At 60.7% G+C, this 24,389-nt stretch carries 25 protein-coding genes and 1 pseudogene; 9 read left to right on the top strand and 17 right to left on the bottom strand.

Annotation, left to right across the window (positions count from 1 at the left end; genetic code table 11):
• Positions 1–57 precede the first annotated feature (57 nt).
• Positions 58–771, top strand: a complete 714-nt coding sequence (locus CPH57_RS09195; protein WP_033643201.1) for a flagellar brake protein — start codon at positions 58–60, stop codon at positions 769–771.
• 45 nt (positions 772–816) lie between these two features.
• Here the strand turns inward: CPH57_RS09195 and CPH57_RS09190 are convergent, their stop codons facing one another.
• The 3 genes from CPH57_RS09190 to CPH57_RS09180 are packed head-to-tail and all read right to left on the bottom strand — an operon-like array spanning position 817 to position 2,630.
• On the bottom strand, positions 817–1,659 hold the full coding sequence (locus CPH57_RS09190; protein ID WP_096242291.1) for a PfkB family carbohydrate kinase: 843 nt from the start codon (positions 1,657–1,659) through the stop codon (positions 817–819).
• A gap of 3 nt (positions 1,660–1,662) precedes the next feature.
• Positions 1,663–2,379, bottom strand: a complete 717-nt coding sequence (locus CPH57_RS09185; RefSeq protein WP_033643199.1) for a glutamine amidotransferase — start codon at positions 2,377–2,379, stop codon at positions 1,663–1,665.
• Entirely contained in the window at positions 2,376–2,630 is a 255-nt protein-coding gene (locus tag CPH57_RS09180) for a hypothetical protein (protein ID WP_046687116.1), read from the bottom strand. The genes CPH57_RS09185 and CPH57_RS09180 overlap by 4 nt, the downstream gene beginning before the upstream one ends.
• A gap of 66 nt (positions 2,631–2,696) precedes the next feature.
• On the opposite strand from CPH57_RS09180, the gene CPH57_RS09175 reads away from it, so the two are divergent.
• A complete protein-coding gene (locus CPH57_RS09175) occupies positions 2,697–4,001 on the top strand; it encodes an aminotransferase class I/II-fold pyridoxal phosphate-dependent enzyme (protein ID WP_096242290.1) in 1,305 nt (434 codons plus the stop codon).
• Here CPH57_RS09175 and CPH57_RS09170 read toward each other — a convergent pair.
• From CPH57_RS09170 to nudI, 3 genes are all read right to left on the bottom strand, one after another.
• The gene (locus CPH57_RS09170) at positions 3,998–4,984 is read right to left on the bottom strand and encodes an MsnO8 family LLM class oxidoreductase (RefSeq protein WP_096242289.1); all 987 of its coding nucleotides are present in this window, start codon (positions 4,982–4,984) and stop codon (positions 3,998–4,000) included. The two genes, CPH57_RS09175 and CPH57_RS09170, sit on opposite strands and share 4 nt — an antisense overlap.
• Before the next feature lie 139 nt (positions 4,985–5,123).
• Positions 5,124–5,960: a D-alanyl-D-alanine endopeptidase gene (gene pbpG, locus CPH57_RS09165; protein WP_069100962.1), complete on the bottom strand. Its 837-nt coding sequence runs from the start codon at positions 5,958–5,960 to the stop codon at positions 5,124–5,126.
• Positions 5,961–6,053: 93 nt separating this feature from the next.
• Positions 6,054–6,479: a nucleoside triphosphatase NudI gene (gene nudI / locus CPH57_RS09160; protein WP_047575083.1), complete on the bottom strand. Its 426-nt coding sequence runs from the start codon at positions 6,477–6,479 to the stop codon at positions 6,054–6,056.
• Between the two features lie 235 nt (positions 6,480–6,714).
• Between nudI and CPH57_RS09155 the strand changes: the two genes are divergently transcribed.
• Positions 6,715–8,145 carry an SH3 domain-containing C40 family peptidase gene (locus tag CPH57_RS09155; protein WP_096242288.1) on the top strand — a complete coding sequence of 477 codons (1,431 nt, stop codon included), beginning with the start codon at positions 6,715–6,717 and terminating at the stop codon, positions 8,143–8,145.
• A 68-nt stretch (positions 8,146–8,213) separates the two neighbouring features.
• Here the strand turns inward: CPH57_RS09155 and CPH57_RS09150 are convergent, their stop codons facing one another.
• A complete protein-coding gene (locus CPH57_RS09150; protein ID WP_096242287.1) occupies positions 8,214–8,966 on the bottom strand; it encodes a hypothetical protein in 753 nt (250 codons plus the stop codon).
• A gap of 256 nt (positions 8,967–9,222) precedes the next feature.
• On the opposite strand from CPH57_RS09150, the gene CPH57_RS09145 reads away from it, so the two are divergent.
• A complete protein-coding gene (locus CPH57_RS09145) occupies positions 9,223–10,251 on the top strand; it encodes a transporter (protein ID WP_033643191.1) in 1,029 nt (342 codons plus the stop codon).
• On the opposite strand, the gene CPH57_RS09140 is transcribed toward CPH57_RS09145, so the two are convergent.
• The 9 genes from CPH57_RS09140 to CPH57_RS09100 all read right to left on the bottom strand — a co-directional run bounded on the left by CPH57_RS09140 (position 10,252) and on the right by CPH57_RS09100 (position 17,684).
• Complete coding sequence (locus tag CPH57_RS09140; protein ID WP_033643190.1) at positions 10,252–10,785, bottom strand: SRPBCC family protein; 534 nt, start codon at positions 10,783–10,785, stop codon at positions 10,252–10,254. It lies immediately after the preceding gene.
• 3 nt (positions 10,786–10,788) lie between these two features.
• Positions 10,789–11,136 (bottom strand): helix-turn-helix transcriptional regulator, encoded by a 348-nt coding sequence (locus CPH57_RS09135; protein ID WP_004938187.1) that lies wholly within the window; start codon positions 11,134–11,136, stop codon positions 10,789–10,791.
• A gap of 82 nt (positions 11,137–11,218) precedes the next feature.
• Positions 11,219–12,445, bottom strand: coding sequence for a Zn-dependent hydrolase (locus tag CPH57_RS09130; protein WP_096242286.1), 1,227 nt, complete (start codon positions 12,443–12,445; stop codon positions 11,219–11,221).
• Positions 12,442–12,933: an L-2-amino-thiazoline-4-carboxylic acid hydrolase gene (locus tag CPH57_RS09125; protein ID WP_033643188.1), complete on the bottom strand. Its 492-nt coding sequence runs from the start codon at positions 12,931–12,933 to the stop codon at positions 12,442–12,444. Before CPH57_RS09125 ends, CPH57_RS09130 begins: the two co-directional genes overlap by 4 nt.
• Positions 12,934–12,951: 18 nt before the next feature.
• On the bottom strand, positions 12,952–14,061 hold the full coding sequence (locus tag CPH57_RS09120) for a branched-chain amino acid ABC transporter substrate-binding protein (RefSeq protein WP_369825820.1): 1,110 nt from the start codon (positions 14,059–14,061) through the stop codon (positions 12,952–12,954).
• A gap of 76 nt (positions 14,062–14,137) precedes the next feature.
• Complete coding sequence (locus CPH57_RS09115; RefSeq protein WP_033643186.1) at positions 14,138–14,851, bottom strand: ABC transporter ATP-binding protein; 714 nt, start codon at positions 14,849–14,851, stop codon at positions 14,138–14,140.
• Complete coding sequence (locus CPH57_RS09110; RefSeq protein ID WP_096242285.1) at positions 14,844–15,614, bottom strand: ABC transporter ATP-binding protein; 771 nt, start codon at positions 15,612–15,614, stop codon at positions 14,844–14,846. The genes CPH57_RS09115 and CPH57_RS09110 overlap by 8 nt, the downstream gene beginning before the upstream one ends.
• Entirely contained in the window at positions 15,611–16,723 is a 1,113-nt protein-coding gene (locus CPH57_RS09105; RefSeq protein ID WP_033643184.1) for an ABC transporter ATP-binding protein, read from the bottom strand. Before CPH57_RS09105 ends, CPH57_RS09110 begins: the two co-directional genes overlap by 4 nt.
• Positions 16,724–16,733: 10 nt before the next feature.
• On the bottom strand, positions 16,734–17,684 hold the full coding sequence (locus tag CPH57_RS09100; RefSeq protein ID WP_042784607.1) for a branched-chain amino acid ABC transporter permease: 951 nt from the start codon (positions 17,682–17,684) through the stop codon (positions 16,734–16,736).
• 170 nt (positions 17,685–17,854) lie between these two features.
• On the opposite strand from CPH57_RS09100, the gene CPH57_RS09095 reads away from it, so the two are divergent.
• The 4 genes and pseudogenes from CPH57_RS09095 to CPH57_RS09080 all read left to right on the top strand — a co-directional run bounded on the left by CPH57_RS09095 (position 17,855) and on the right by CPH57_RS09080 (position 22,270).
• Entirely contained in the window at positions 17,855–18,784 is a 930-nt protein-coding gene (locus tag CPH57_RS09095; protein WP_096242284.1) for a LysR substrate-binding domain-containing protein, read from the top strand.
• 256 nt (positions 18,785–19,040) lie between these two features.
• A complete protein-coding gene (locus CPH57_RS09090) occupies positions 19,041–20,921 on the top strand; it encodes a potassium transporter Kup (protein ID WP_096242283.1) in 1,881 nt (626 codons plus the stop codon).
• Between the two features lie 191 nt (positions 20,922–21,112).
• A complete protein-coding gene (locus CPH57_RS09085; protein ID WP_033643180.1) occupies positions 21,113–21,832 on the top strand; it encodes a glucosamine-6-phosphate deaminase in 720 nt (239 codons plus the stop codon).
• 118 nt (positions 21,833–21,950) lie between these two features.
• Positions 21,951–22,270 (top strand): annotated as a pseudogene (locus tag CPH57_RS09080) (cupin domain-containing protein).
• On the opposite strand, the gene CPH57_RS09075 reads toward CPH57_RS09080, so the two are convergent.
• Positions 22,249–23,406 (bottom strand): alpha/beta fold hydrolase, encoded by a 1,158-nt coding sequence (locus tag CPH57_RS09075; RefSeq protein ID WP_197705153.1) that lies wholly within the window; start codon positions 23,404–23,406, stop codon positions 22,249–22,251. The pseudogene CPH57_RS09080 and the gene CPH57_RS09075 overlap by 22 nt on opposite strands.
• A gap of 64 nt (positions 23,407–23,470) precedes the next feature.
• Between CPH57_RS09075 and CPH57_RS09070 the strand changes: the two genes are divergently transcribed.
• Positions 23,471–24,364 carry a LysR family transcriptional regulator gene (locus CPH57_RS09070; RefSeq protein ID WP_046687103.1) on the top strand — a complete coding sequence of 298 codons (894 nt, stop codon included), beginning with the start codon at positions 23,471–23,473 and terminating at the stop codon, positions 24,362–24,364.
• The last annotated feature ends 25 nt before the right edge of the window (positions 24,365–24,389 follow it).

Here is a 24,389-nt window from a genome sequence, read left to right as displayed (position 1 = left end):
GATGATAACCGTAAGGAATACGTAAGACGTCATTAGAAAAAAAGTCAGGAGACACGTGTGGAGCACAGCGATAACGGACTGTTTATCAAACGGGAGCGTTTTGAAGTTCTGGCGATTCTGCGAGAAATTTGCAAACAACGCACGCCGCTGCGCGTAGAAAATCAGCAGCACCGGTTTCAAAGTCTGTTATTGAGCGTCGGGCCGGACAATATCGTGTTTAGCGGTGAGGAAGCCTCGAGCGCCATCGACGGCGCTTGCACCATCGTGATTGAAAGCAACGACGCCAAAATCGAGTTTTCCGTCCCCCAGGCGGAGCTGACCGAACATCAGGGCGTACAGGCCTGTTCGACCCGGCTGCCGCAGGAGCTGGTCTATATCCAGCGTCGCCGTCAATTCCGCATCACTACGCCGCACTGGCGCCAATTCTTTTGTACCGGCGAATACCCGGACGGCACGCCGTACGAGCTGCGGATCCACGATCTCTCCGCCGGCGGCGTCGGTTTACGCTTCGACGGCCCGCTGCCGGATTTCTTCCAGCCAGGCTTGCAGTTCAAGAAAGCGGAGCTGGATCTGGGCAGCTACGGCAGCTTCAAGGTCAACATGGAGCTGGTGGTGGTCAACGACGATCAGGAAACCGACGATAACGACCAGGTGGTGCACTTCTCGCGCCTGTCATGCCGCTTTCTTAAGCTCGGATTGGCGATGGAGCGCAAAATTCAGAGCGCGGTGTTCGCCTTCGAGCTGGATTTCAACAAAAAGAAAAAACGCTGATAGTTATCAGGGGCAGTGCGCTGCCCCTCTGACTCGCCCGCGGCCTTAGGGGTTAAGCGCCCGCAGGCTGCCGATCTCTTCCCAACCGAAATGCGCCGCTTCGGCCAGTACGCCGCACACTTCATCGCCGGCGGCAACCACTGCCGCGTCGAGCGCAGCGCCCTGCAGCAGATGGCTGACCAGCAACGCGGTGAACAAATCGCCGGTGCCTTTGACCGCCGATTTGACCTTCGGATGAGTAAAGCACTGCGTTTCCTGCCGGGTGACCAGCATCAATCCCACTTCGTCTTCGTGTTGCGCTACGCCCGGTGCGCTGGTGACCAACACCCATTCGGTGGTGTCGTTCAACAGCGCCTGCGCGGCGTGTTGCGTCTGCTCGCGGTTGCTCAGTTGCCGGCCGCACAGCTGCTCCAGTTCGAAACCGTTCGGCGTCAGGCCGTTGGCCAGCCGCAGGAACGGCGAGCGATAGCAGTTGACGATGCGCTCATCCACGTAGATCCCCTCACCGTAATCGCCCATCACCGGATCGATATAGATGTTTATCTGCGGATTGAGCGAGCGCACCCGCTGCAGCCAGTTGGCCAGAATATGGCACTGCATCACGTCGCCCAGGTAGCCGACGATCACCGCCCGTGCGCGCTTCATGACGCCGCGGGCGATCAGGTCGTCGAGAAAACCGCCGAACCAATCGCCGGAGATGACGCCGCCGTGCGGTTTGCCGTAATAGGGCGGGCAGCCGAACAGCACGCTGGGCACCTGCAGCGCCTCCAGTCCCTTTTTCAGCAGAGCGCGGTAGGCGATGCCGTTGCCGACGCTGCCGTAGACCACCTGAGATTGAATGCTGATCACGTCGATAGACGGTGACCGCAAAGGTGAAGCCTGTTGCATGAGTTACTTCCTTGGTTCGTTGTTATCCAGCCAGCGCGCGAACACCTGCCGCGCGCGCTGTTCCAGCTGCGCGCCGTGGCGCGCGGCCTGGTCGCGCAGGGTCTGGGGCGCGATGCCGGCCAGTTCCAGCTCGCAGGCATGGCCAATCAGCCAGCGTTCGATATCGCGATAATCCGCCTCTAAATGGAACTGCAGGCCGAGCGCGAACCCCTGATAGTCGAAGGCCTGATGCGGGCATACCGCCGTGCCGGCCAGGCAGCGGGCGCCGTCCGGGATCATGAACATATCCCCGTGCCAGTGCAGTACCGGCGTGTCGGCCAGCGGCGCCAGCACCGACTCCTCTTCCGCCGGCGGCGTGGTCAGCGGGGCGAAGCCTATCTCTTTCACGCCGAGCGAAATAACCTCAGCGCCCAGCGCCTGGGCGATCACTTGTGCGCCGAGGCAAACCCCGAGGGTCGGCCGCCGCTGCGCCAGGCGCTGTTTGACCAGCGCGAATTCATGGTCGAGAAAATCATACCGCTGCTCGCCGGAAAAGTGCTGAGCGGCGCTGATCGGCCCGCCGAGCACCACCAACAGATCGGTCTCTTCATTATTGATAGCACGAATATCATCGCGGCCGGCATCGTAATAATCGATCTGATAGCCGCGCAGTGACAGCAGGGAACCGAGGATGCCCAGGTTTTCAAAGTTGACGTGCCGAATGGCGACGGCTTTTTTCATTGTTTAACCTCGCTAGCGTGAGTGAAGGGGATCAGCGCCAGCGACTCGCCCAGCACCGTGATGCCCTGCGCGCCGCTCTGGTAGACGATGCGGCGTTCGCTGACCTGGCTGAGCTGCACCTGATAACCCTGTGCGGCCGGGAACAGCGCGCAGGCCTGCTCCAGCTGCTCGGCTGCCCACGGGGTGAACAGCTGCAGGCGGGCAAAGGCTTTTCCTGCATACTGAATGTCGAGCACGTAATGTTTATCCATGGAACCCCTTACTTTTGGCCGCAGAAGCTGCTAATCTTATTTGAACTAGTACAAAAGGATTTATGTATGACTTCATTGTATGCAAAAGGCGGCGGCGCTGTCCAGATTGCCGAGCAGATCGCCGCACGCATCAAAAACGGCGCGCTGCGGCCGGGCGAACTGTTGCCGCCGGTACGCCAGCTGGCGGCGGAGCTGGAGGTCAATCCGAATACCGTGGCTAGTGCATACGCCAGATTGCGCGATGCCGCCCTGGTGGCGACGCGCGGGCGGGCGGGTACGGTGGTGCTGGAGCGGCCGCTGGCGGCGGTGAGTGCGGCCTATGCGCCGCGCCAGGTGCCGGCGGGGATGTGCGATCTGGCCAGCGGCAACCTGGATGCCGCTTTGCTGCCGGCGCTGAGGCTTGGCGCGGCGGAGGTGTTCCCGCAGCAAAACGGCTATGACATCAGCGGCGACCTGCCGGTATTGACCGGTCTCGGGCGTGAGTGGCTCGGGCGCCAGGGCGTGGCCCTGGGGGAACCGGCGGTGTTTTCCGGTGCGTTGGACGCGATGGAAAAGGCGCTGCGCTGTCATGCCCAGCCTGGGGCGGCGGTGTGGGTGGAAGATCCCTGCTGGCCGCCGCTATTGACGCTGCTGCGTCACCTGCGCCTGCGGCCGTTGCCGCTGGCGGTGGATGAACAGGGCTGTCGGCTGCCGGAGAGTGGCGCGGCCGACGCGGTGATCCTGACGCCGCGCGCCCATAATCCGACCGGCGCTTCGCTTTCAGCGCAACGTGCGCAGCAGTGGCGAGGTTTTCTGCGCGGCCATCCGCAGTGTCTGGCGATCGTCGACGATTTCTGGGGGCCGTTGTCGCAACAGCCGCTGCATCTGCCGTTCGACGGCGATCGCGGCCTGTACGTGCTGTCGCTCAGCAAGTTTCTCAGCCCGGATCTGCGCATCGCGTTGGCCTGCGGCAGCCCGACCTTGCTGCAGGCGATGCGCGCCGATCAGTACATCAGCGAACGCTGGGTCAGCCATATCTTGCAGCAGATCGCCGCCAGACTGTGGGAACAAGCCTTGCAGGAAGGGCAATTGCAGCGGGCGCAACAGGCGTATCAGGCCAGACGGGACGAGCTGGTCCAGCGGCTCAATGCGTTGAATCACACGGCGCTGGCGGTAGGTGAAGGGCTGCATCTGTGGGTGCCGGTGCGTTCGGAAACCGCCGCCGCGCAGCTGATGGCGCAGCGGGGATGGCTGGTGCAGGGCGGTGAACCTTTCCGCCTGAAGTGCGGTCCGGCGCTCCGCGTCAGCCTGGCGAACGTCACGCCGTCGCAGTTGGCGCCGCTGGCGCAGGATCTGTCCGAAGCCATGCGGGCGGCGGCGGCGATCAACTAAGCCGGCGTCAAACTCTCCTCCGCCAGTAACTGCAGCGAGGCTAACCGGGCGGCCGGTTCGGCGATCGGCGTGTCGATGATGAACTCTTCCACGCCGTACTGTTGCTGCAGCTGCGCCAGTTGCTGATGCACCTGCTGCGCGGTGCCGAGCAGAATATGGCTTTCCCGCGGCTCGATGCGGTAGTCGGTGGCGCCGGCCTGCTGCACGAAACTCTCCGCCTGCGCCAGGCTGCCGACGGTCACACTCTGCTCACCGGCAATGTGCACGCGGTATTGCCGAATGTCGGCCGCCAATGCCGCGGCCTGTTCCTCGCTGGGGGCCACGATCGCCGCCACCGCCAGCAGCGCCTTGCGGCCGCCGCTGTGTGCGGCGTAGTGCTCCAGCGCGTCGCGGATATCCTGCGGATTGCCGTTCAAATGCGCGGCGAACACGAAGGCCCAGCCGGACTCGGCCGCCAGCGTCGCGCTTTCTTTACTGGCGCCGAGCAGAAAACGCTGCGCGCCCTGCGGCGGCAGCGGTGTGGCGCTCAGGCCGGGCTCGGCGTCGTCGTTCAGATAGGCGGTCAACTGCGACAGCTGCTGAGGAAAGTCCGGCTTGCGTTGCCGATCGTGGGCCGCCTGCAGCGCCTGGGTTGCGAGCGGCAGCCCGCCGGGCGCTTTGCCCACCCCGAGATCGACGCGTCCCGGCGCCAGCGCCGCCAGCAGGTTGAAGTTTTCGGCCACCTTGTAGGCGCTGTAGTGCTGCAGCATCACGCCGCCGGAGCCGATGCGAATGCGCGTCGTCTGGCCGAGCAGGTAGCCGATCAGCACTTCCGGCGACGGGCAGGCGAGCTGCGGCGTGTTGTGGTGCTCCGCCAGCCAGAAACGCCGATACCCCCAGCGTTCCACCCGTTGCGCCAGCTGCAGCGTGCGCGCCAGCGCCTGCGCGGCGCTTTCCCCGTCGGCGATCGGACTTTTTTCCAATATGCTCAAGGCATAAGCCATTTTTCCCGCTCCTTTCATCATCAGATATGCCTGACAAATACCATGCGGGCGGCGCGCGGCTTAATACTGATTGGCGATAGGATATTCCATTGATCCAAAACGGATTTGGATATGCGCAGAACGGTAAAGCGCCGCGATTTTACCGCTCCAGCCAGGCCTTCAGACGAATGGCGTCACGGTAGTGGCCGTAGCGCGGCTGCGCGCCAAGCAAGATCATCACCACCGGCTGCCCTTTGATGGTGGTGCGCATCACCAGGCAGTGACCGGCCTCGTCGGTAAAGCCGGTTTTCTGCAGCTGGATCTTCCAGGCCGGGTTGTTGATCAGACCGTTGGAACTGCGATAGACGAGCTGGCCGCGGCCAGGACGCACGATCTGCTGCTTGTCGGTGCTGAAGCGGCGAATCAATGGATAGCGATAGGCGTGATTGACCATTTTCAGCAGATCGCTGGCGGTGGCTACGTTGCGCGGTGTTAGCCCGGTTGGATCGTAGAAACGGGTGCGTTTCATGCCGATGGCGCGCGCTTTCTGATTCATTTTCGCCACGAAGGCCTTGCGCCCGCCGGGATAACTGCGGCTCAGCGCCGCGGCGGCGCGGTTCTCCGAAGACATCAGGGCGATGTGCAGCATGTCGCGGCGGCTGAGCACCGAGCCGATGGTCAGCCGCGAATGGGTTTTTTTCAGCAGATCGCGATCGGCGGCGGTGACTTTGAGTTGACTGCCCATGGGGCGTTTGCTGTCCAGGGCGACCATGGCGGTCATCAGCTTGGACAGAGACGCGATCGGCAGCACGCGGTTCGGTTGCTTCTGATAGAGCGTTTTTCCGGTACGCTGATTGACGACCAGCACCGATTTGGCATTCAACACCAATGGCGGCGCGGCGGCATGGGCGGGTGCCAAAACGAACAGCAGGCTGAACAGGGCGGCGGCGCCGAAGCGCCGGACGGACAGACGGAGAACAGGGAGAAATAAAAGCATAGCGACGGCAATAGTGACCCTAAGTGATTAAAAAATATCAAAAGAGTCTGCCCGGCAAATGTGAAGGAAATAGGGTGATAATCGCTCAAACTGTTACAGCAATCCCTTTTGCCGCAGCGTGAAGCGGGTGGCTTCGTTCAGATCGTAGTCCGCCAGGCGTTCGCGCGGCACCCAGGCGTAGTCGTCGAATTCATCGTTGATCGTCACGTCGCGGTTGGCGGCGTGGCAGTCGAAAATCAAGTAAATCATGTAGATTTGTTCCCGGCTGCCGTCGGCGTAGGTTTTGATGCGCACGTCGTCGCGGAAGGTCCAGGGCGTGATGCGCTCGAGGATCAGTGCGGGGCCCAGCTCTTCGCGCACTTCGCGCCGCAGCGCTTGCTCTATCCGCTCACCCGGCTCGACGCCGCCGCCGGACAGCGCCCACTGGCCGGGAAATACGCCCTTGTGCGCGGCCATTTTGCACAGCAGGAAGGCGTTATCGTTTTCAATCAGCGGGCAGACAATGATGCGTTGGCGCATGGAGGACTCCTGTCAGAAAGCAAAGCCGCAGGATAGCAGATTTGGCGGCGCAGGGCGGGAAGGTCGATCGCATTCTGTGCGGCGGCGGGAAATCCGGTCGGCATTTGTCATGGGGTTGCCTCCGGCTTTGTTTTCTTCAACGGGAAATCAATCGCAGATGTTATTAAGTATCAATTCGAATAATTTCGCGTCAGGATAAAGCAGGGATTTTAACCTATCATGGAGTTGATAACGTATGCCTAATGGAATAAAACCGCTGTGCCTGATGACTCTTCTGCTGCTGTCGGCCTGCCACAGCGCGCCGGTCAGCCAGCCCCCTCAAGACGCCACGGCGACAGCCCCTATCGATGCCACCAAATCGCTGTTCCCGCTGGGGAACTATTCGCAGTCTGTCGATAAATGGTTGCCGCCCGGTCCGCAGCGGCGGGTGTCCGTGATGGATGCCGCCACGCAGAAACGTCATTTTTCCGCCCTCAAATCTCACTATTTTGGCATGGGGCCGAACGATGAATCCCCCTGGAATCCGCATTACATCGCTGCCGTCCTGAACCGCGAAGCGGAAAGCCACCGTGATGCCGCAATGGATAAATACCTTGGCCGTGGAAGTGTCTCCTGGGGGGAAAACTTCAGGACTCACACCGACCGCTGGAAACAGCAAGTCAGAGATAACGCGTCTACGGACATTAGCCAGGTTTATCATTCTTCGGCCCGAGGCATTGCGGTCAGGGAGACGCTGGTCAGGATCCTGCCGACGGACGATCCGGCTTATGACGACCCTCGCCTGGCTGGACAAGGTTATCCCTTTGATAATCTGCAGGATTCGTCTATCCGCCCCGGCACTCCGGTATACGTTATTACGCAAAGCCGCGATAAACGCTGGAAATACGTCATGTCGCCTACGGTGATCGGTTGGGTGCATAGCGAAGACATCGCGGCGGCGGAGCAGGGGTTTGTCTCCGAATGGCTGGCGCTGGCGGGGAAAAATCTGGGGGCATTCATTAAACAGCCGGTTTCGGTGCAAACGGGCGGCCAGTTTTATTTTACGGCGCGCCACGGCACGATTCTGCCATTTTACCGTCACCGACAGGGCCTTTTTGTGGTCGCCGTGCCGGTACGCCGAGAGGATGGCGGCGCACAGATGCACCGGGTCGTTGTCAAGAAGGGGGAATTTGCCGCCATGCCGTGGAAAATGACGCCCGAACATCTTGCCGTACTGATGCGGTCAATGAGCGGCAGGCCTTATGGCTGGGGGAACTATAACTTCAATAATGACTGCTCCGCCGAACTGCGCAGTCTGTTGATGCCTTTTGGCCTCTTTCTTCCCAGAAATTCCGCCGCGCAGATACAGGCGGCCACCCGCGTGGTTGATCTTGCTCAAGCGAACACCAGTGAACGGCTGCGCTATCTCAAAGATCACGGCAAACCCTTCACCACGCTGGTTTACATTCCGGGCCATATCATGCTGTATATCGGTAATGCGCTCATTGACGGCCAGGTTGTGCCGATGACGTACCAGAATATCTGGGGGCTGCGCCCGGCAGATTCAAAGCGCCGCAGCATTATCGGCGGCGCAGTCTTTTTCCCGCTGCTGGCGACCTATCCTGAAGATGCGAGCCTGATGTCGCTGGGGGGCAAGGCGCAGTTTAAACTGGGATTTATTGAATAGCCCTTTCTTTAGCTGATAAAGCGACCGCGAATGCGGCCGCTTGTTGTGCGGCGACAAATCGAACTGCGCTAATTGCCTAGCCGGCGCTGGATAATTTTATCGTGCTCATCCGTCAGGTTAGCGTAATTCCAAATAAATAATCCGCCAAGGTTAAAGTCCAAAACCTGATCGATAAAGTAATTTAAATTCCAGTCGGTCAATCCTTTGGTCGTCAGGGCCAGAATGCATTTTTTATTTTCGGCCCCGTTCGCCAACGATTGTTTTAATGCCGGGATCACATTAGCGAGAATATCGTCATTGCTCCACATCGCTGCCGCATAACAGTAATGGATAAAGCGGTCGCATTGGTCTGATTGAATGATTTTTCTGACTTTCTCGTTGAGCTTGTTGCCATTTCCCGTATTGGGGTGGTTGTAAGAATAACCGGCAATAAAACCAAAGCTGGTCTCTTTCCCGGCCTCTTTTAGCCGTTTCATGGCTTCGATGACCCGTTCGGTGTTCATATTGCATTCGTCATCAAAATCGACGCCATCCCAGCCCCGATCGACCGTGGCCGCGACGATCCTCAACACTTCATCCTCATTGGCCGGCTTTTGCTGCGGGGAGCATCCGCCGCCGCCGTAAACCCATAGCGTCTTTCCGTTAAAGCCGGGAAGCGTATCGGGTTTGCTTTGTTTTTCCGGGCTCCATCCTGGCTGGGCTGAGGTACCTGTGGTTAATCCATCAAGGTTGGTTACCATGCCGTACATCATGACATCGAACGCTTTATGCGGTTGGCCAGCCAGAGACTGGCTCCATCCGCCCGTAATAAACTTGTTCATTGTCGTTGTCTCCTTATTGAGCGTGTTCCTTAAATGAATGTGTCTTGCATGATGGAGGGTATCAGCCGCTATATTCATTTAGCCATTGTGCGGTTGCTGAACGGGCAAGGGATGAAAACTTTTTAAAATGAAATGACGTTTTTATGACGGAAATATTAATGAGCAAGAGCGTTGAAAATCATTAACGCCGAGCGATAAAGATTGTTATAACAGCGTGGACGATCTGGGCTAACGGCAATAGGCAGGATAAGGCGTTATGGTGCAAAGGGCAGCGGAAAAGATGCACAAGCTGGATTTTGATGATGAAGTGACCGGGCTGATCTACGGCCATGCGTTTCGCTCCGGCGAGCCGCCGGCGCGCCTGAACTCGCAGCAGGTTTGCCTGGCTTACCAAACGTTGTCGCCCGGCGACGGTTTTATCTGGCTGCACCTCAATCTCAACCACGCGGCGGCGGAGAAGTGGCTGAAAAACCATTTCGCCATTTCCGATTTTTTCTTTCACGAAATTCGCCACGGTTCCCACACTACTCGCATCGAGCGGCAGGGCGACGATCTGTTCGCCGTGCTCAACGACGTGATCTTCCACCCTGAAGACAACAACCCGGAAACGGCGACGCTGTGGCTGTATTGCCGCCGTGGGCTGGTGGTGACCGTGCGTCATAAACCGGTGCGATTGATCGAGCGGTTGCTGGGCCGCCTGACGGCGCTGCAGCTGGCGTCGTCCACCGAACTGCTGGCGCACCTGCTGGAAGAGCAGGAGGATGTGCTGGAGCAGGTGGTGCGGCAGGCCAACCAGTATGTCGATACCATCGAGGATCGTCTGCTGACGAGCCGCGTTAAACGCAACCGCGCCGAGCTGGGGCGCATGCGCCGCATGCTATTGCGCTTTCAGCGCCTGTTGGCGCCGGAGCCGGCCGCGCTGTTTCGCCTGTTGAACCGGCCGCCGAGCTGGCTGAGCCGTGAGGTGGTGCAGGATCTGCGGCAGTTTACCGAAGAGTTCACCGTGGTGTTGAACGATCTCGCCAGCCTGACCGAACGCATTCGGCTGCTGCAGGAAGAGCTGGGCGCCAAACTGATGGAGCAGAATAACCGCACGCTTTACACCCTGACGGTGATCACCGTGCTGGCGTTGCCGATCAACATCGTCGCCGGTTTTTTCGGCATGAACGTCGGAGGGATACCGCTGGCCAGCAATCACCACGGTTTTATCCTGCTGGTGTTGCTGGTCGGCAGTTTCACGCTGATCGCCGGTTATCTGGCGTTCAGGCGCAGGGACGAGTCGTAATTACAGGCGGGCGCGGTACTCTTCTTCCAGCCGGGCATGGGTGCTCCAGAACGGCTGCGGCGCCCGATCGTGCAGGCGATCCAGCAGAATATCCAGATGGGTATGCCAGCCGCCGGCGACGCTGAGCATCTCGTCGCGGTTAGCCAGGCGCCGGTGGGTGACCGTCAGCAGCACCGCGTTTCCCTGTTCCGTCAACTCGAAGGTCACTTCGGAAGGGCGCCCCTGCTCCTGTTCGGCCCAGGTAAAGCTCAGCAGGCGCGGCGGGAACAGGCAGGTGATGTGGCCGCGGTTGCTGACGCAGCCGCCATGCTGTTTGTACTTGGCCGGCGGTTGCTCGTGCTCGCCCGCCAGATCGGAGTTGCGAAACTCCAGCTCCAGCGGCGCGCCGTTTTCCAACTTCATGGCGCCGGCCGCCAGCCAGGTGGCGCGCTTGTCGGATTCGGTCAGGTAAGCCCACACCCGCTCGATGGGGCCGGGCAGCAACCGCTGGATGCGCAGCGTGCCGGGTTCGATAATCATGCCGTAATCATTCATGGTTCACTCCTTGGGAGGAAGCTGTTCGGGCTGCAGCAGCGCCTGTTCGAGCGCATCCAGCCGTTCAGTCCAGAAATGTTCATAGGTTTGCAGCCAGTGCATGGCCTGCGCCATAGGCTCGGGTTCGAGCCGGCAGATATGGTTTCTTCCTTGCACGGTGCGTTGCACCAGGCCCGCATGTTCCAGTGCTTTCACGTGCTTGGAGGCGCCGGCGAACGACATCTGCAACGGCGCGGCCAGTTCGCCGATGCTGCGTTCACCGCCGGCCAACGCGCGTAACATCGAGCGGCGGGTCGGATCGGCCAGCGCATGAAAAATGGCGTCCAGCTGTGAGGAAGATAATTCAACCATATGGTTGAATATAGATCAGGCAGGCTAATATTCAACCGTTTTGTTGAATATTTTTTGCCCCGGCGCCAAACCGGGGCGAGGATCAGGCGTCGGCGTGCGCCAGCAGGGCGTTGAGCAACACATCGGCGCCGGCGGCGGCCCAGGCGGGGGTGATATCTTCCCGCTCGTTGTGGCTGATGCCGTCCACGCAGGGAATGAAGATCATGGCGGTCGGGGCGACGCGATTAAGGTAACAGGCGTCGTGGCCGGCGCCGGAAATCATGTCGCGATGGCGATAGCCCAATGCCTGCGCGGCGTGACGCACGCTGTCGATGCAGCCCCGATCGAAAGCGACCGGGGGATACTGGAAGATGCGCTCGGCCCGGGCGGCCAGGCCGCCGCCGTTGACCTCGTTTACCGCCGCCAGTAGGCGCTGCTCCATCTGCGCCAGAATAGCCTCCTGCGGATGGCGGAATTCGACGCTGAAAAAGACGCGCCCCGGCACCACGTTACGCGAATTGGGGGTGATTTGCGCCATGCCCACCGTGGCGCGAGCGTCGGGCGCGAAATCCCAACCGATGCGGTTGACCGCCGTGACCAGCGCCGCAAAGCCGAGCAGGGCGTCGCGGCGCCGATCCATCGGCGTGGTGCCGGCATGGGCGCTGAAGCCGACGACCTCCAGTTCATACCAGCGCTGCCCTTGTGCGGCGGTGACTACGCCGATGTCGAGATGCTCCGCTTCCAGAATCGGCCCCTGTTCGATGTGCAACTCGAAGGCGGCATGGATCGGCGTACCGCCCACCGGATACTCGCCGGCGTAGCCGATGCGCTCCAGCGCGTCGCCGAGGCTGACGCCGTGCTCGTCGCGGCGCGTCAGGCCGTATTCCAGGTCGAATACCCCGGCGAACACGCCCGAGGCGATCATCGCCGGCGCGAAGCGCGCGCCTTCTTCGTTGGTCCAGTTGATCACTTCGATCGGGCGTTCGGTGACGATCTGCCGATCGTTAAGGGTACGAATAACCTCTAATCCGGCCAGCACGCCGTAGATGCCGTCGAAACGGCCGCCGCGGGGCTGCGAATCACCGTGCGAGCCGGTGACGACCGGCGCCAGCTCGGGGCGAGCGCCTTCACGCCGCAGGAACATGTTGCCCATTTTGTCGACGCGTACGCTGCAACCCGCCTCCAGCGCCCAGGCGCGCAGCTGATCGCGCGCTTGCCGATCTTCTTCACTCAGCGCCAGCCGGGTGACGCCGTTATTGGCGATGGCGCCGAACTGCGCCATCGTCTGCAGGCTTTGCCACAGGCGCTCGCCGTTGACTCGATACGTCATTGATCTTCTCCCGGCGTTTTAGCGGTGTAGCGGAAATCGCAGCAGGGGGCGCCGGACATGATGGTCTGGCTGCGCTGCAGGTCGACGTCAGGGGCATAGCCAACGATAAACTGACTGTCGCGAGCGCAGGAGAGCAGGTGGCCGATCTCCCCCAACCCCATCTCGTGATACATCTCGGCGTAGCGGCAGCGGGTGACGTTATAGTCGAAGTGCTGCGCGTCCTGATTGATCACTTCGACGCGCAGCGCATCGTCTTTTTCCCACAGGTACTGCAAGGCGGCGAAGCTGCGCAGATCCGCGCCGTTCGGTTCCTGGGCGGCGAACTGTTTGCCCGCCTCGATGGCGGCATTCTCGATGGCTTCGCCGATCACCGCCTGAGCGCGCGCCTTGCCGATTTCACGCACCAGAATCTGGTAGATCGGCTTGATGATCTCCGCCTCGATCTTTCTGCGGGCTAAAATGCCCAATTCGTTTTTTGCACAGCTCATCGCCTTGCTCCTCTTGATTTATTGTGGTTTGGCGCCGCCCAACACGGTTTGCGGCTGCCATTTGCCGTCAACCACCCGGTACAGGGTGAAGCTCGGCTGTTGCAGGTTGCCTTGCGCATCGAAGGCGATGTCGCCGGTGACGCCCTGGTAATGTATGGCGCGCAGTTTCGGCAGATAATCGGCCGGATTGGCCGAATCGGCTTGCTCAATGGCGGCGATCAGCACCCGGGTGGCGTCGTAGGCGAAGGGCGCATGCAGTTCGATGTGGGTGTGATAACGATCGCGGTAGGCTTGTTCAAACGCCTTGCCGCCCGGCATCTGTTCCAGCGGTAGCCCCGGCTCCAGCGCGACGACGCCTTCGCCTTCCCGCTGCGCCAGCGTCAGGAAGGTTTGGCTGACGAAGCCGCCGGCGCCCATCAGCTGCGCGTTCATGCCCAGCTGTTTCAGTTTGCGCGCCAGCGGCGCCGCCTGCGAATCCACGCCGCCGAAGAAGATCAGATCGGCGTTTTTACTGCGGACGGTGGTCAGTACGGCGCTGAAATCAACGGTCTTGTCATCCACATACTCACGGGTGACCGGCTGCACGCCCTGGGCCTGTAGCGATTTGATAAACTCGTCCGCCAGCCCCTGGCCGAAAGCGGTGCGATCGTCTATCACTGCGATGCGCTTGGCTTTCAGCGTCTTCACCGCATATTGCCCGGCGTAGTTGCCGCCGTCGTCGTCGTGGCCCATCACGCGAAAGCTGGTGTCAAAACCTTGCTGCGTGTAGCCGTGACCGGTCGCCACCGGCGCCACCTGAGCGATGCCGGCGTCGTGATAGATGCGCGCCGCCGGGATGCTGGTGCCGGTGTTCCAGTGGCCGACCACGCCGGCGACGCCTTCGTCGACCAAACGCTGCGCCACGGCCACGGCGGTGCGCGGGTCGGACTGATCGTCCTCGGACACCAGCTTGAAGGTGACCGGTTTGCCGTTCAGCGTCGGTTTCTGTGCGTTAGCGTCGGCGATCGCCAGCCGTGCGCCGTTTTCGAGATCTTTGCCGATGCGCGCGGAAGGGCCGGTCAGCGGCCCGGCAAGACCGATCAACACGGTGTCGTCCGCCAGCGCCGGGAGGCTCAGGATCATTGTCATGGCGGCCAGCGCCAACGGCTTGATGCGAATGTTCTGCTGCATGTCATACTCCTGGTGCGGTTAAAGGTAACAACGGTTATTCACCCAAATAGATCCGTTTGATTTTTTCATCGTCCAGCATGTCGGCGGAGCGGCCGCTGTGGCTCAGGCTGCCGCTGTCCAATACGTAGGCGCGATCGGTGGACGCCAGCGCCAGGCGGGCGTTCTGCTCGACCAACAGCAGCGTGACGCCGTCACGGGCTAACTGCTTGATGACCGAGAAAATGGCCTCCACCACAATCGGCGCCAGCCCCATCGACGGTTCGTCCAATATCAGCAGCCGCGGGCGGCTGAGCAGCGCGCGGCCCATCGCCACCATCTGTTGTTCACCGCCGGAAAGCAGCCCGGCCGGTTGATGCAGGCGCTCGCTCAGCCGTGGGAAGGTGGCGCACACGCGTTCAAAATCTTGCCGCACCGCCGATGCGTCACGCCGCGCATAGGCGCCCAGCTGCAGGTTTTCTCGCACCGTCAGGCGGGTGAAAATGCCGCGTCCCTCCGGCACCATCACCAGCCCTTGTTGCAGCAAGCGGTGCGGCGGCATGCCGCGAATCGAACGGCCGTCGAACAGGATGTCGCCCTCAAACGGCTGCAGGCCGGTCAGCGCCCGCAGGCTCGAGGTTTTGCCCGCGCCATTGGCGCCGATCAGCGTCACCTGTTCGCCGGCGCTCACCGTGAAATCGATGCCTTTGACCGCATGAATGCCGCCATAAGACACTTTGAGTCGTTTAACGCTCAGCAGGGCTTCAGACATGCGCGCCGCCTCCCAGATAGGCTTGAATGACCGCCGGTTCGCGCCGCACCTGAGCCGGTTCGCCTTCGGCGATCGCTTTGCCGTAATCCAGCACCGTCAGCCGATCGCACAGACCCATCACCAGCTTGACGTCGTGTTCGATCAGCAGCAGCGTTTTGCCGCTGTCGCGGATGCGCAGCAGCAGTTCGCGCAGCGCCACTTTTTCTCCGGCGTTCATGCCGGCCGCCGGTTCGTCCAGCGCCAGCAACCGGGGCTCGGTCGCCAGCGCGCGGGCGATCTCCAGCCGCCGCTGATGGCCGTAGGCGAGATCGCCGGCGCGGTAATGGGCGAATTGGCTGATGCCGACGTACTCCAGCAGCGCATGAGATTTATCGCGCACCGCCTGTTCCTCCTCTTTCGCGCGCCGGTGCCGGGCGATCGCTGCCCACAGGCCGTTGCGGGTGCGCACGTGGCAGCCGACCATCACGTTTTCCAGCACGCTCATTTCATTGAACAACCGCAGGTTTTGGAAGGTGCGGGCAATGCCGGCCTGCGCCACTTTGTCGATCGCCTGGGGCTTATAGCGCTGGCCCGCCAGGCGGAACTCGCCCGCGTCGGCGCGATACAAGCCGGTGATCAGGTTGAAGCAGGTGGTCTTACCGGCGCCGTTCGGCCCAATCAGGCCGTAGATTTCCCCCTGGCGGATGCTCATGCTGACGTCATCCACCGCCGTCAGGCCGCCGAAGCGTTTGCTGATATGGTGTAAAGCGAGCAGCGGCGTCATGCGGCGTTCCCCCGTGCGTGGCGGGCCGGCCACAGGCCCGCCGGGCGATACAGCATCACCAGGATCAGCGCCAGGCCGTAAAACAGTTGGCGGATGATTTCCGGGTCGATCAGCACTTGGCCGAACAGCGCCTGCTGCAGCGGCCCCATGCTGCTGCGCAGCAGCTCCGGCAGGGCGGCCAGCAGCAGCGCGCCCAGGATCACGCCGGGGATGTGCCCCATGCCGCCGAGCACCACCATCGCCAGTACGGCGATCGATTCCTGCAGGGTGAACGATTCCGGCGACACGAAGCCCTGAAACGCGGCGAACAGCGCGCCGGCCACGCCGCCAAAGGTGGCGCCGATGGCGAAGGCCAGCAGCTTGAAGTTGCGGGTGTTGATGCCCATCGCCCGCGCGGCGTCCTCGTCTTCGCGGATCGCCGTCCACGCGCGGCCGATGCGCGAGTTCTGCAGCCGCAGGCTGATAAACAGGATCGCCAGCAGCAGGGCGGCGAACAGGTAGTAATAGAGATACAGGCCGGAAAAACGCACGCCGAACCACTCATGCATGCCGGAAAACTTCAGGCCGAACAGGCTGACCGGGTCAATGCCGGAAATGCCTTTGGGGCCGTTGGTGAGGTTGACCGGGCGATCCAGATTGCGCATCAGAATGCGCACGATTTCGCCGAAACCGAGCGTGACGATCGCCAGATAATCGCCGCGCAGCCGCAGCGTCGGCGCGCCGAGCAGGATGCCGCACGCCGCCGCCAGCAGCGCCGCCAGCGGGATCAGACCCAGCATCGACAGGTGCAGCCCGTCGGGGAACCACTGCAGCAGCAGCGGGAATTGCTGTGTCAGATGCGGTGACGACAGCAGCGCGGCCAAATAGGCGCCGACGGCGTAAAAGGCGATAAAGCCCATGTCCAACAACCCGGTCATGCCCACCACGATGTTCAGCCCGAGCGCCAGCATCAGGTACAGCAGGGCGAAGTCGACGACCCGCACCCAGTAGTTGCCCCCGGCGGCGCCCGCCACCCAGGGCGCCAGCAGCAGCGCGAGAATGAACAGCGTCAGCCCCAGCCTGGCGCGGCGCGGCGTGGCCAGAGGAACGGGAGGAGTCAAAACGGTCATGGTGATGTCCTTATGCGCGCGTGGCGATGCGTTCGCCCAAGAGCCCGGAGGGGCGGAAGACCAGCACGGCGATCAGCACCAGAAACGCGAACACGTCCTGGTAGTTGCTGCCGAACACGCCGCCGGTCAGCTCGCCGAGATAGCCGGTGCCCAGCGATTCGAACAGGCCCAGCAGCAATCCGCCGAGCATCGCGCCGCGCAGGTTGCCGATGCCGCCGAGCACGGCGGCGGTAAACGCCTTGATGCCCGGCAGAAAGCCCATCGAGAAACCGGCGTTGCCGTAGTTGCTGGCCATCATGATGCCGGCCACCGCCGCCAGCGCGCCGCCGAGCGCGAAGGTCAGAACGATGATGCGGTCAGGACTGATGCCCATCAGGCCGGCGACCTGCGGGTTTTCCGCCGTGGCGCGCATGGCGCGGCCGAAACGGCTGTGTTCGACCAGCAGCCATAAGCCGGCCATGACCGCGACGGCCACCGCCAGCGTGACGATCGCCGTGCCGGTGATCACCGCCGGCGCATGCCCGCCGCTGCCTGCGGTCAGGGCGATGGGGGTCATTGGCAGCAGCTGCGGAAACATCAGGGGATTGCGTGACCAGATCAGCATCGCCAGGGTTTGCAGCAGCAGCGAGACGCCGATACCGCTGATCAGCGGGGCCAGGCGCGGTGCATTGCGCAACCGGCGGTAGGCGAGACGCTCGATCGCCATCGAGGTGATGGCGCAGACCGCCATGGCGAACAGGGCCGCCAGCAGCAGCGTGGCGTACGGTGGTAACGCGGGAAAGTGGTGTTGCAACACGCTTATCGCCGACAACGCGCTCAGCGCACCGACCATCAGCACGTCGCCGTGCGCGAAATTGATGATGCGCAGGATGCCGTACACCATGGTGTAACCGAGCGCGATCAGCGCATAGATGCTGCCGAGCATCAAACCGTTGACGGTTTGCTGTACCAGCGTATCCATAGAGAGAGTCCGGAGATAATGAGTCAGGAGGGTCACAGTAGAGAATTTAAAAAAATTGTAAAATACGGAAAAATACTTTCTTATACAAAAAACGAGTGATTTTAATGCGTTGATTTTTATGTATATTGAATCCATTCCTTCAGTGTCGATTTCCCAAAAACAGTCAATATATGAAAAAAACAGAACAGTACGATGAGCCATTGCCGATGCTGCCGAACGATCCGCCGCTGCGCGCCGTGCGGGCGTTCGAAGCCATCGCGCGCCTGGGGGGCATCAGCGCGGCGGCTAACGAGCTGATGATTTCGCCTTCGGCGGTCAGTCATCAACTCAAAACGTTGGAGGCATTTTTGCAAATGCCGTTGACCGAACGGCAGGGGCGTAACCTGGTGCTGCGCAGCGAGGGGCGGGAGTATTACCGTTCGATTCGCTCGGCGTTCAACGTGCTGCGCCAGGCGACCGAACACGTGCGCGAGCAATCCGCGTCGCGGCAGGTGACCATCAGCCTGATCCCGCTGTTCGGCATGGGTTGGTTCATTCCGCGGCTGCGCGGTTTCCTGCGCGAAAATCCGGATATCGACATCAATGTGGTCTACGCCAACCACCGCAATTACCTGAGCGACGCCGCCGACCTGTCGATCCGCTTTGGGGTCGGGCAGTGGACCGGCTATCGCAGCGAGAAGCTGATGTCCGGCAAAATGGTGCCGGTGTGCAGCCGGGCATTCAGTAAACTGCATGGTTTGCTCGATACGCCGGAGCAGCTGGCGACGCTGCCGCTGCTGCACGACGAGGAGCGCAATACCTGGATGCAATGGTTTCAGCAGGCCGGCGTCAAGCGTCCGCTGCGCAGTATCGGCCCGATGTTTGAGGACGGATTGTTGACGTTGGCGGCGGTGCAGGCGGGGTTAGGGTGCGCGTTGATGCGTGAACCGTTAATCGCCCAGTACCTTGAAAGCGGTGAGTTGATCAAAATGTTCGAGCTGTCGATCGACGACGGCCGCGATTATTACCTGTGCGCTCGACTGGATAGCGAGCTGTCGCAGGAAGGCGAAAATCTGCGGCAGTGGCTGCGCCGCGAAGCCGATGAGAGCCGGCTCGCGTAACGCCGGGCGGAAACAGGGGGGAGCCGGACGTTCATTTCACTTTCCCACGACGCACGCCACGCCAACAGGAAAGTAATAGGCCCTCCGGGGTGGGCGTTTTTAAACCGTTGCTCACCGGCGATGATTGCTGAAGCTTCAACGCGCGATGCTGTCACTGGCGAAGATGACGGCTATGCTTAACTTGCCGATCACGTGGCGCGACGGCCACAAAGTGACAATAATTCCCACTCTCAGCGCAACGTCAAGGAGCGAGCAGATGTCTGTCGGCAATGATACGGAAACCGTGAATAAGACGGGGCTGGCGCCGCTGGCGTTGGGCGCATTGGGCGTGGTGTTCGGCGATATCGGCACCAGCCCGCTGTACACCCTGAAAACCGTGCTGTTTCTCTCCGGCGACGCGCCTTCAGCGCCGGTGATCCTTGGCCTGCTGTCGCTGATATTCTGGACGCTGGTGATCGTCACTTCTCTCAAATACGCCATGTTCGCCATGCGCATCGGCAACCGCGGCGAGGGCGGCATCATGGCGCTGATGTCGCTGCTGGTCAGCAAGCGAAAATCCCGGCCGCTGGTGTTGTTCGCCGGCCTGTTCGGCGCCGCGCTCATTTACGGCGACGGCGCCATCACGCCGGCCATTTCGGTGCTCTCGGCCCTCGAAGGGCTGAACATCGTGCTGCCGGCGTCGCAGCCCTATATTCTGCCGGCGGCGGTGGTGATTTTGCTCAGTCTGTTCGCCATTCAGCCGCTGGGTACCGCGCGCATCGGCCGCGTGTTCGGGCCGATCATGGCGCTGTGGTTCCTGTCGATCGCTGCGTTGGGCGTGTGGGGTATCATCCAGCATCCGGCGGTTTTGCTGGCGCTGAACCCGCTCTACGGCATTCACTTCCTGTTCTCCAACGGACTGACCAGCTTCCTGGTGCTGGGCGGCGTGTTTTTGTGCGTCACCGGCGCCGAAGCGCTGTATGCCGACATGGGGCATTTCGGCAAACGGCCGATTTGGCTGGCCTGGTTCGGCATCGTTTTTCCCAGCCTGTTGCTTAACTACGCCGGTCAGGCCGCGCTGATCCTGAGCGGCGCCGATGTCACGCAGAACATCTTCTTCCGTTTATGCCCGCCGGCGCTGCTGATCCCGCTGGTGATCCTGGCCACGCTGGCGACGATCATCGCCAGCCAGGCGATCATCAGCGGTGCGTTTTCCATGACCCGGCAGGCGATCCAACTGGGGTGGCTGCCGCGGCTGCGGGTCAGGCAAACCACCGAGGAAAGTTACGGGCAGATCTACATTGGCGCCATCAACTGGCTGCTGATGGTGGTGACGCTGTTCCTGACCGTGTTCTTTAAATCGTCGGACAATCTGGCCGCCGCCTACGGCATCGCCGTCTCGTTGACCATGATCATGACCACCGGCCTGCTGTTCGTCGCCATGCGCGAGGTGTGGCGCTGGGGGCCGATCGCCAGCCTGTTGGCGGCGGGCGGTTTCTTCGTGGTCGATTTGAGCTTCCTGACGGCCAACATGACTAAAGTACTGCAGGGCGGTTATATCCCGCTGCTGTTGGCCGCCGCGGTCTATACCGTGATGCTGATCTGGCATCGCGGGGTGCTGGCGGCCGCGCGCACCCTCGGTGAAACGACAGTGCCGGTAGAGGATTTCCTGGAGAAAATCCGCCGCGAATCCGTGCCGCGCGTGCCGGGCACCGCGGTATTCCTGACTCGCAGCCTGCAAGGGACGCCGCCGGTGATGAAATGGCAGGTCAAGCGTAACGGTTCGCTGCACGCCAACGTGCTGGCGCTCACCATTGCCATCGTCAATGAGCCGCGGGTCTCGAATGCTGAACGTTTGGTGATGCGCGAGCTGTCGCCGGGCTTTTGGTGCGGCGTGGCCAGCTATGGCTTTATGGAGCGGCCTAACATCCCGCAGCTGTTGCAGCACGTCGAGGCGCAGAAATCCGGTCTGAACTTCGACGAGGCGACCTACTATCTCGGGCACGAGACCGTGGTGCGCCGCGAAGCGAACGACCGGTTGCCATCCTGGCAGCGCAACTTGTTCGCGCTGATGGTGCGCAACGGCATGCACGTCACGGATTATTACTACCTGCCCAGCGATCAGGTGGTGGAGATTAGCCGCCGCGTGCCGGTATAGGGCGCGAAAAAGGCATCGCCGCAATTGCGGCTTGCATCACACAACGCGGTTTGCATTTCATTCCTGGCCGCCATAACCTGACAAGAAACGGATTGTTACTGACGCGATCAGGCAAAACCTAACTTCTCTCCCGGCATCGAACATGGCCGGATGGGCGGTTAGGTTTTTTTTTTTTGCAAAAGGAGAAGGGAATGAAACTTGTCGTCGCTAATGACTACCAGGAAATGAGTGAGCTGGCCGCCAGCCTGTTGTTGAGTTACATGCTGCGCCCGCAGCGCGTCAATCTGGCTATCACCGCCGGCTCGACGCCTAAACGGATGTATGAGTTGTTGGCTCCGCGCGTCAAGGGCCACGCGGAATTCGCCAACGCGCATTACTATAATTTCGATGAAATTCCTTACGCCGGCCGATCGGGCTATGGCGTCACCATGGAGAATCTGCACCGTATGTTCTTTGGCCCGGCGGCGATCCCCGAGCGGCAACTGCACGTCTTGAATTCGGACAACTACCTGCAGCACGATCGGCGTATCGCCGAAGATGGCGGGCTGGATGCGATCGTGATGGGCGTCGGGGCGGACGGGCATTTCTGCGGCAATCTGCCGGGCACCACCGCCTTCGAAGACCGCACCTGTCGGGTGCCGGTTTCCGCCAGGCCGGATCTGGCGGACATTTTGCTCAAAGAGGTGGGCGGCCGCACTGAATGGCTGCCCGATCATTACGTCACCCTGGGGCCTGCAAGCGTGATGGCCGCCAAAAAGCTGGTGCTGCTCGTCAACGGTTCGCACAAAGCGGACATTTTGCGGCGCATTGTCAGCGGGCCGGTGGAGAGCGGGGTGCCCGCCAGCATTTTGATGCTGCATCCGGACCTGTTGATTATCGCCGATCGGGAGGCCGCGGCGCTGCTGCCTTAAGCGTTCATCCGGCGCATCTCGCCTCAGAACCAACGGTCATAACCTGCAACCAAAGCGTCTTTCCCTGCGGCGCAGAATCGGGCTAGAGTGCTTTTTTTCATGCGCCTGGGGGATTCCGATGCTGTTCGATTTAAACCAGCAGGCGGCCGAACTGCCTGAGGCCTGGCGCTCTGCCGTGCTGGGCCGCGTCGGTGCGGCCAATATCAAAGTGCTGCGATGGACGCGCGCAGCATTGCGGATGAAGTGCATGATTACAGCGAAGGGTTGCTGGTGATCAGCGGCCACCTGCGGCTGCAGGTGGCGGGGGAAGAAGTGGTGGTGCGGGCCGGTCAGCTGTATCAGGCCGCGGCCGGCGTGCCGCACCGCGTGTTGCCGGGCAGCGAAGGCACGCTGGTGATTGTCGATTTGCCGGAAGATCAAGTGCCGTCGTTGGGCTGAGGCTGCGCCAGAAATCTGACAACGCCCTGGAGAAAGCGTTGTCTGCCGGCGTTATCTCTATCGAGATGGACAAAATGTGTCGCTTCAGGAATGACCAGCTTTTCGGCTGAAGGGGCATCTTTCATGATGGCGTCAACATCCTCGGGCCGGCTCCAGAAATCCCGCCCCGAGCGAACAACCAATACGGGAACGGTTGTTAAGGCTGTTGCGGACCACTGTTTTCTGCCCATCGCCAGTTCAAAGCTGTCAGCCATTGCACCGGTCGGTGCGCGGAAGCTGTGTGGCGTTCTGCGCTGCGAGGTATTGTCCGATGCCAGTGCGGCATCACCGTAAGCGCGTTTAACTGTTTCATCACGCCACTGTGTTTTATCCGCCACGGGAATGCTGTTATCCCAGGCGACAAACAGACTGTCTCGCGTGTTGAGGCTCCAGCCGCCAAATTTGGCGGCGTTGAAGTGCCCGGGATTTTGAGGATCGTCCAGCGGCGATCCCTGGCCCAGCAGCGGGTGGTGGGCGGTTCCGCCATAAAGCGTGTTATAGAGCACCAGCCGTTCCACATTCTGTGGATATTGGGTTGCATAAGCGCCCGCCCAGTGCCCTCCCGTCGCCCATCCCAGGATATTAATGCGGGGCGCTCGACTCCATGCCTGAATAGCCTGCACGGCGCGATCGATATCGGTTATGGCGTCCGCAGTGCGGATCAACGGCGCTGACTGGTTAGGAGGGCTGTCCATCGCGGCCGGCCGGCTGGATAACCCATATCCCCGCAGATCGAGGATATATACCCGAAAACCGGCTAACGCCAGATCTGCAGCCAAAGAGCCGCCCTTGACGGGCAAATCAAAAGAGGCCAGGCCGGGAACCCGTGCGCCATGAATCAGCAGTACAGGTTTGCCCTCAGATTTCAGGCTGACTTCCCTGACGTGCAGTTGCTCTCCGCCCGCAAGCAAAATGTATCTGTCTGTTCGATTTACCGGTGTGGGGATTTCATTTTCTTTTGATGCAGCCAGCGTTGACGACGCTGACATGATAAGGAGGGCTAGCAACGTATTTAGGTTTCGATAAGTCAGTGACAACGATCTGAGTATGTTCATTGTTATTTCTGCTCCACGAATATATACAGGAAGCATCTTCATGTGCTCCCCTTGACGTGTCTAATACTATTGTGGCGCTTTCTTAATATATTTTAGGTATCACGACATGCTTACTCTGCGTCAGCTCCGCCAATTTCTTGTGGTCGCGGAAACAATGAATGTCCGGAAAGCGGCCGAGCGTTTGCATATGGCTCAACCCCCGCTGACAAAAGCGATCCGTCAAATGGAAGAGGTTTTGGGCACCCGGCTTTTTGAGCGAACCAATCGAATAACGGCATTGACTCCCGCAGGGGCAGTGTTGCAGAAGGAAGCGGTTACGACGCTCATGCAGATGGAACGGTCGATGTTACTGACACGACGCGCTGGCCAGGGAATGACGGGGGCTTTGCGCATCGGTTTTGTCGCTTCCGCCGTCAGACATCTGCTTCCCGAAATGGTCGCCCGTTTTCACTTTTCCTGTCCGCAGGTTGTTCTTGAATTGAAAGAAATGACGACGGCGCGACAGGTTGCGAGCCTTTTGGAAGACACGATTGATATTGGCATTGCGGTTTTACCTGTTCCTGAATACGCCATACCGAAACTGTCTTGCCATCCATTTTTTAGCTGCCCGCTGATTGCCGTTTTGCCGAGTAAACATCCTGCCGGAACAAGCGGCGTTCTTTCGCTTTCTGCCTTGGCCACGGAGCCGTGGGTATTGTTTCCTGGGCAAGAAGGGCCAGGTCTCTATCGCGCTATCATTGAGGCCTGCGAAAAGGCAGGATTTGCTCCTGAGGTTGTTCAGCGAGCCGTGCAGATGGAAACGATAGTCGGCCTTGTTGCTTCGGGATTAGGAGTCAGTCTGGTCCCTGAATTCATGCAAAAAAGCGGCTGGGCAAACGTTTCTTTTTGTCGGCTTAGTGGAGAACAGATCCCGTATCAGGTTGCTCTGATTCACAAGGCGGAAAATATCAATCCCCACGTCGCGGATTTTGTCAAAAACGCAGTTCCTCCACAGCCATAGGTAAAACGCGCCTGAGTTTGAACCG

The sequence above is a fragment of the Serratia sp. JKS000199 genome (genome assembly GCF_900215455.1).
GTDB lineage: Bacteria > Pseudomonadota > Gammaproteobacteria > Enterobacterales > Enterobacteriaceae > Serratia > Serratia ureilytica.
The sequence above is the reverse complement of the archived record's forward strand: the minus strand, read 5'-3'. Positions and strand labels throughout refer to the sequence as shown.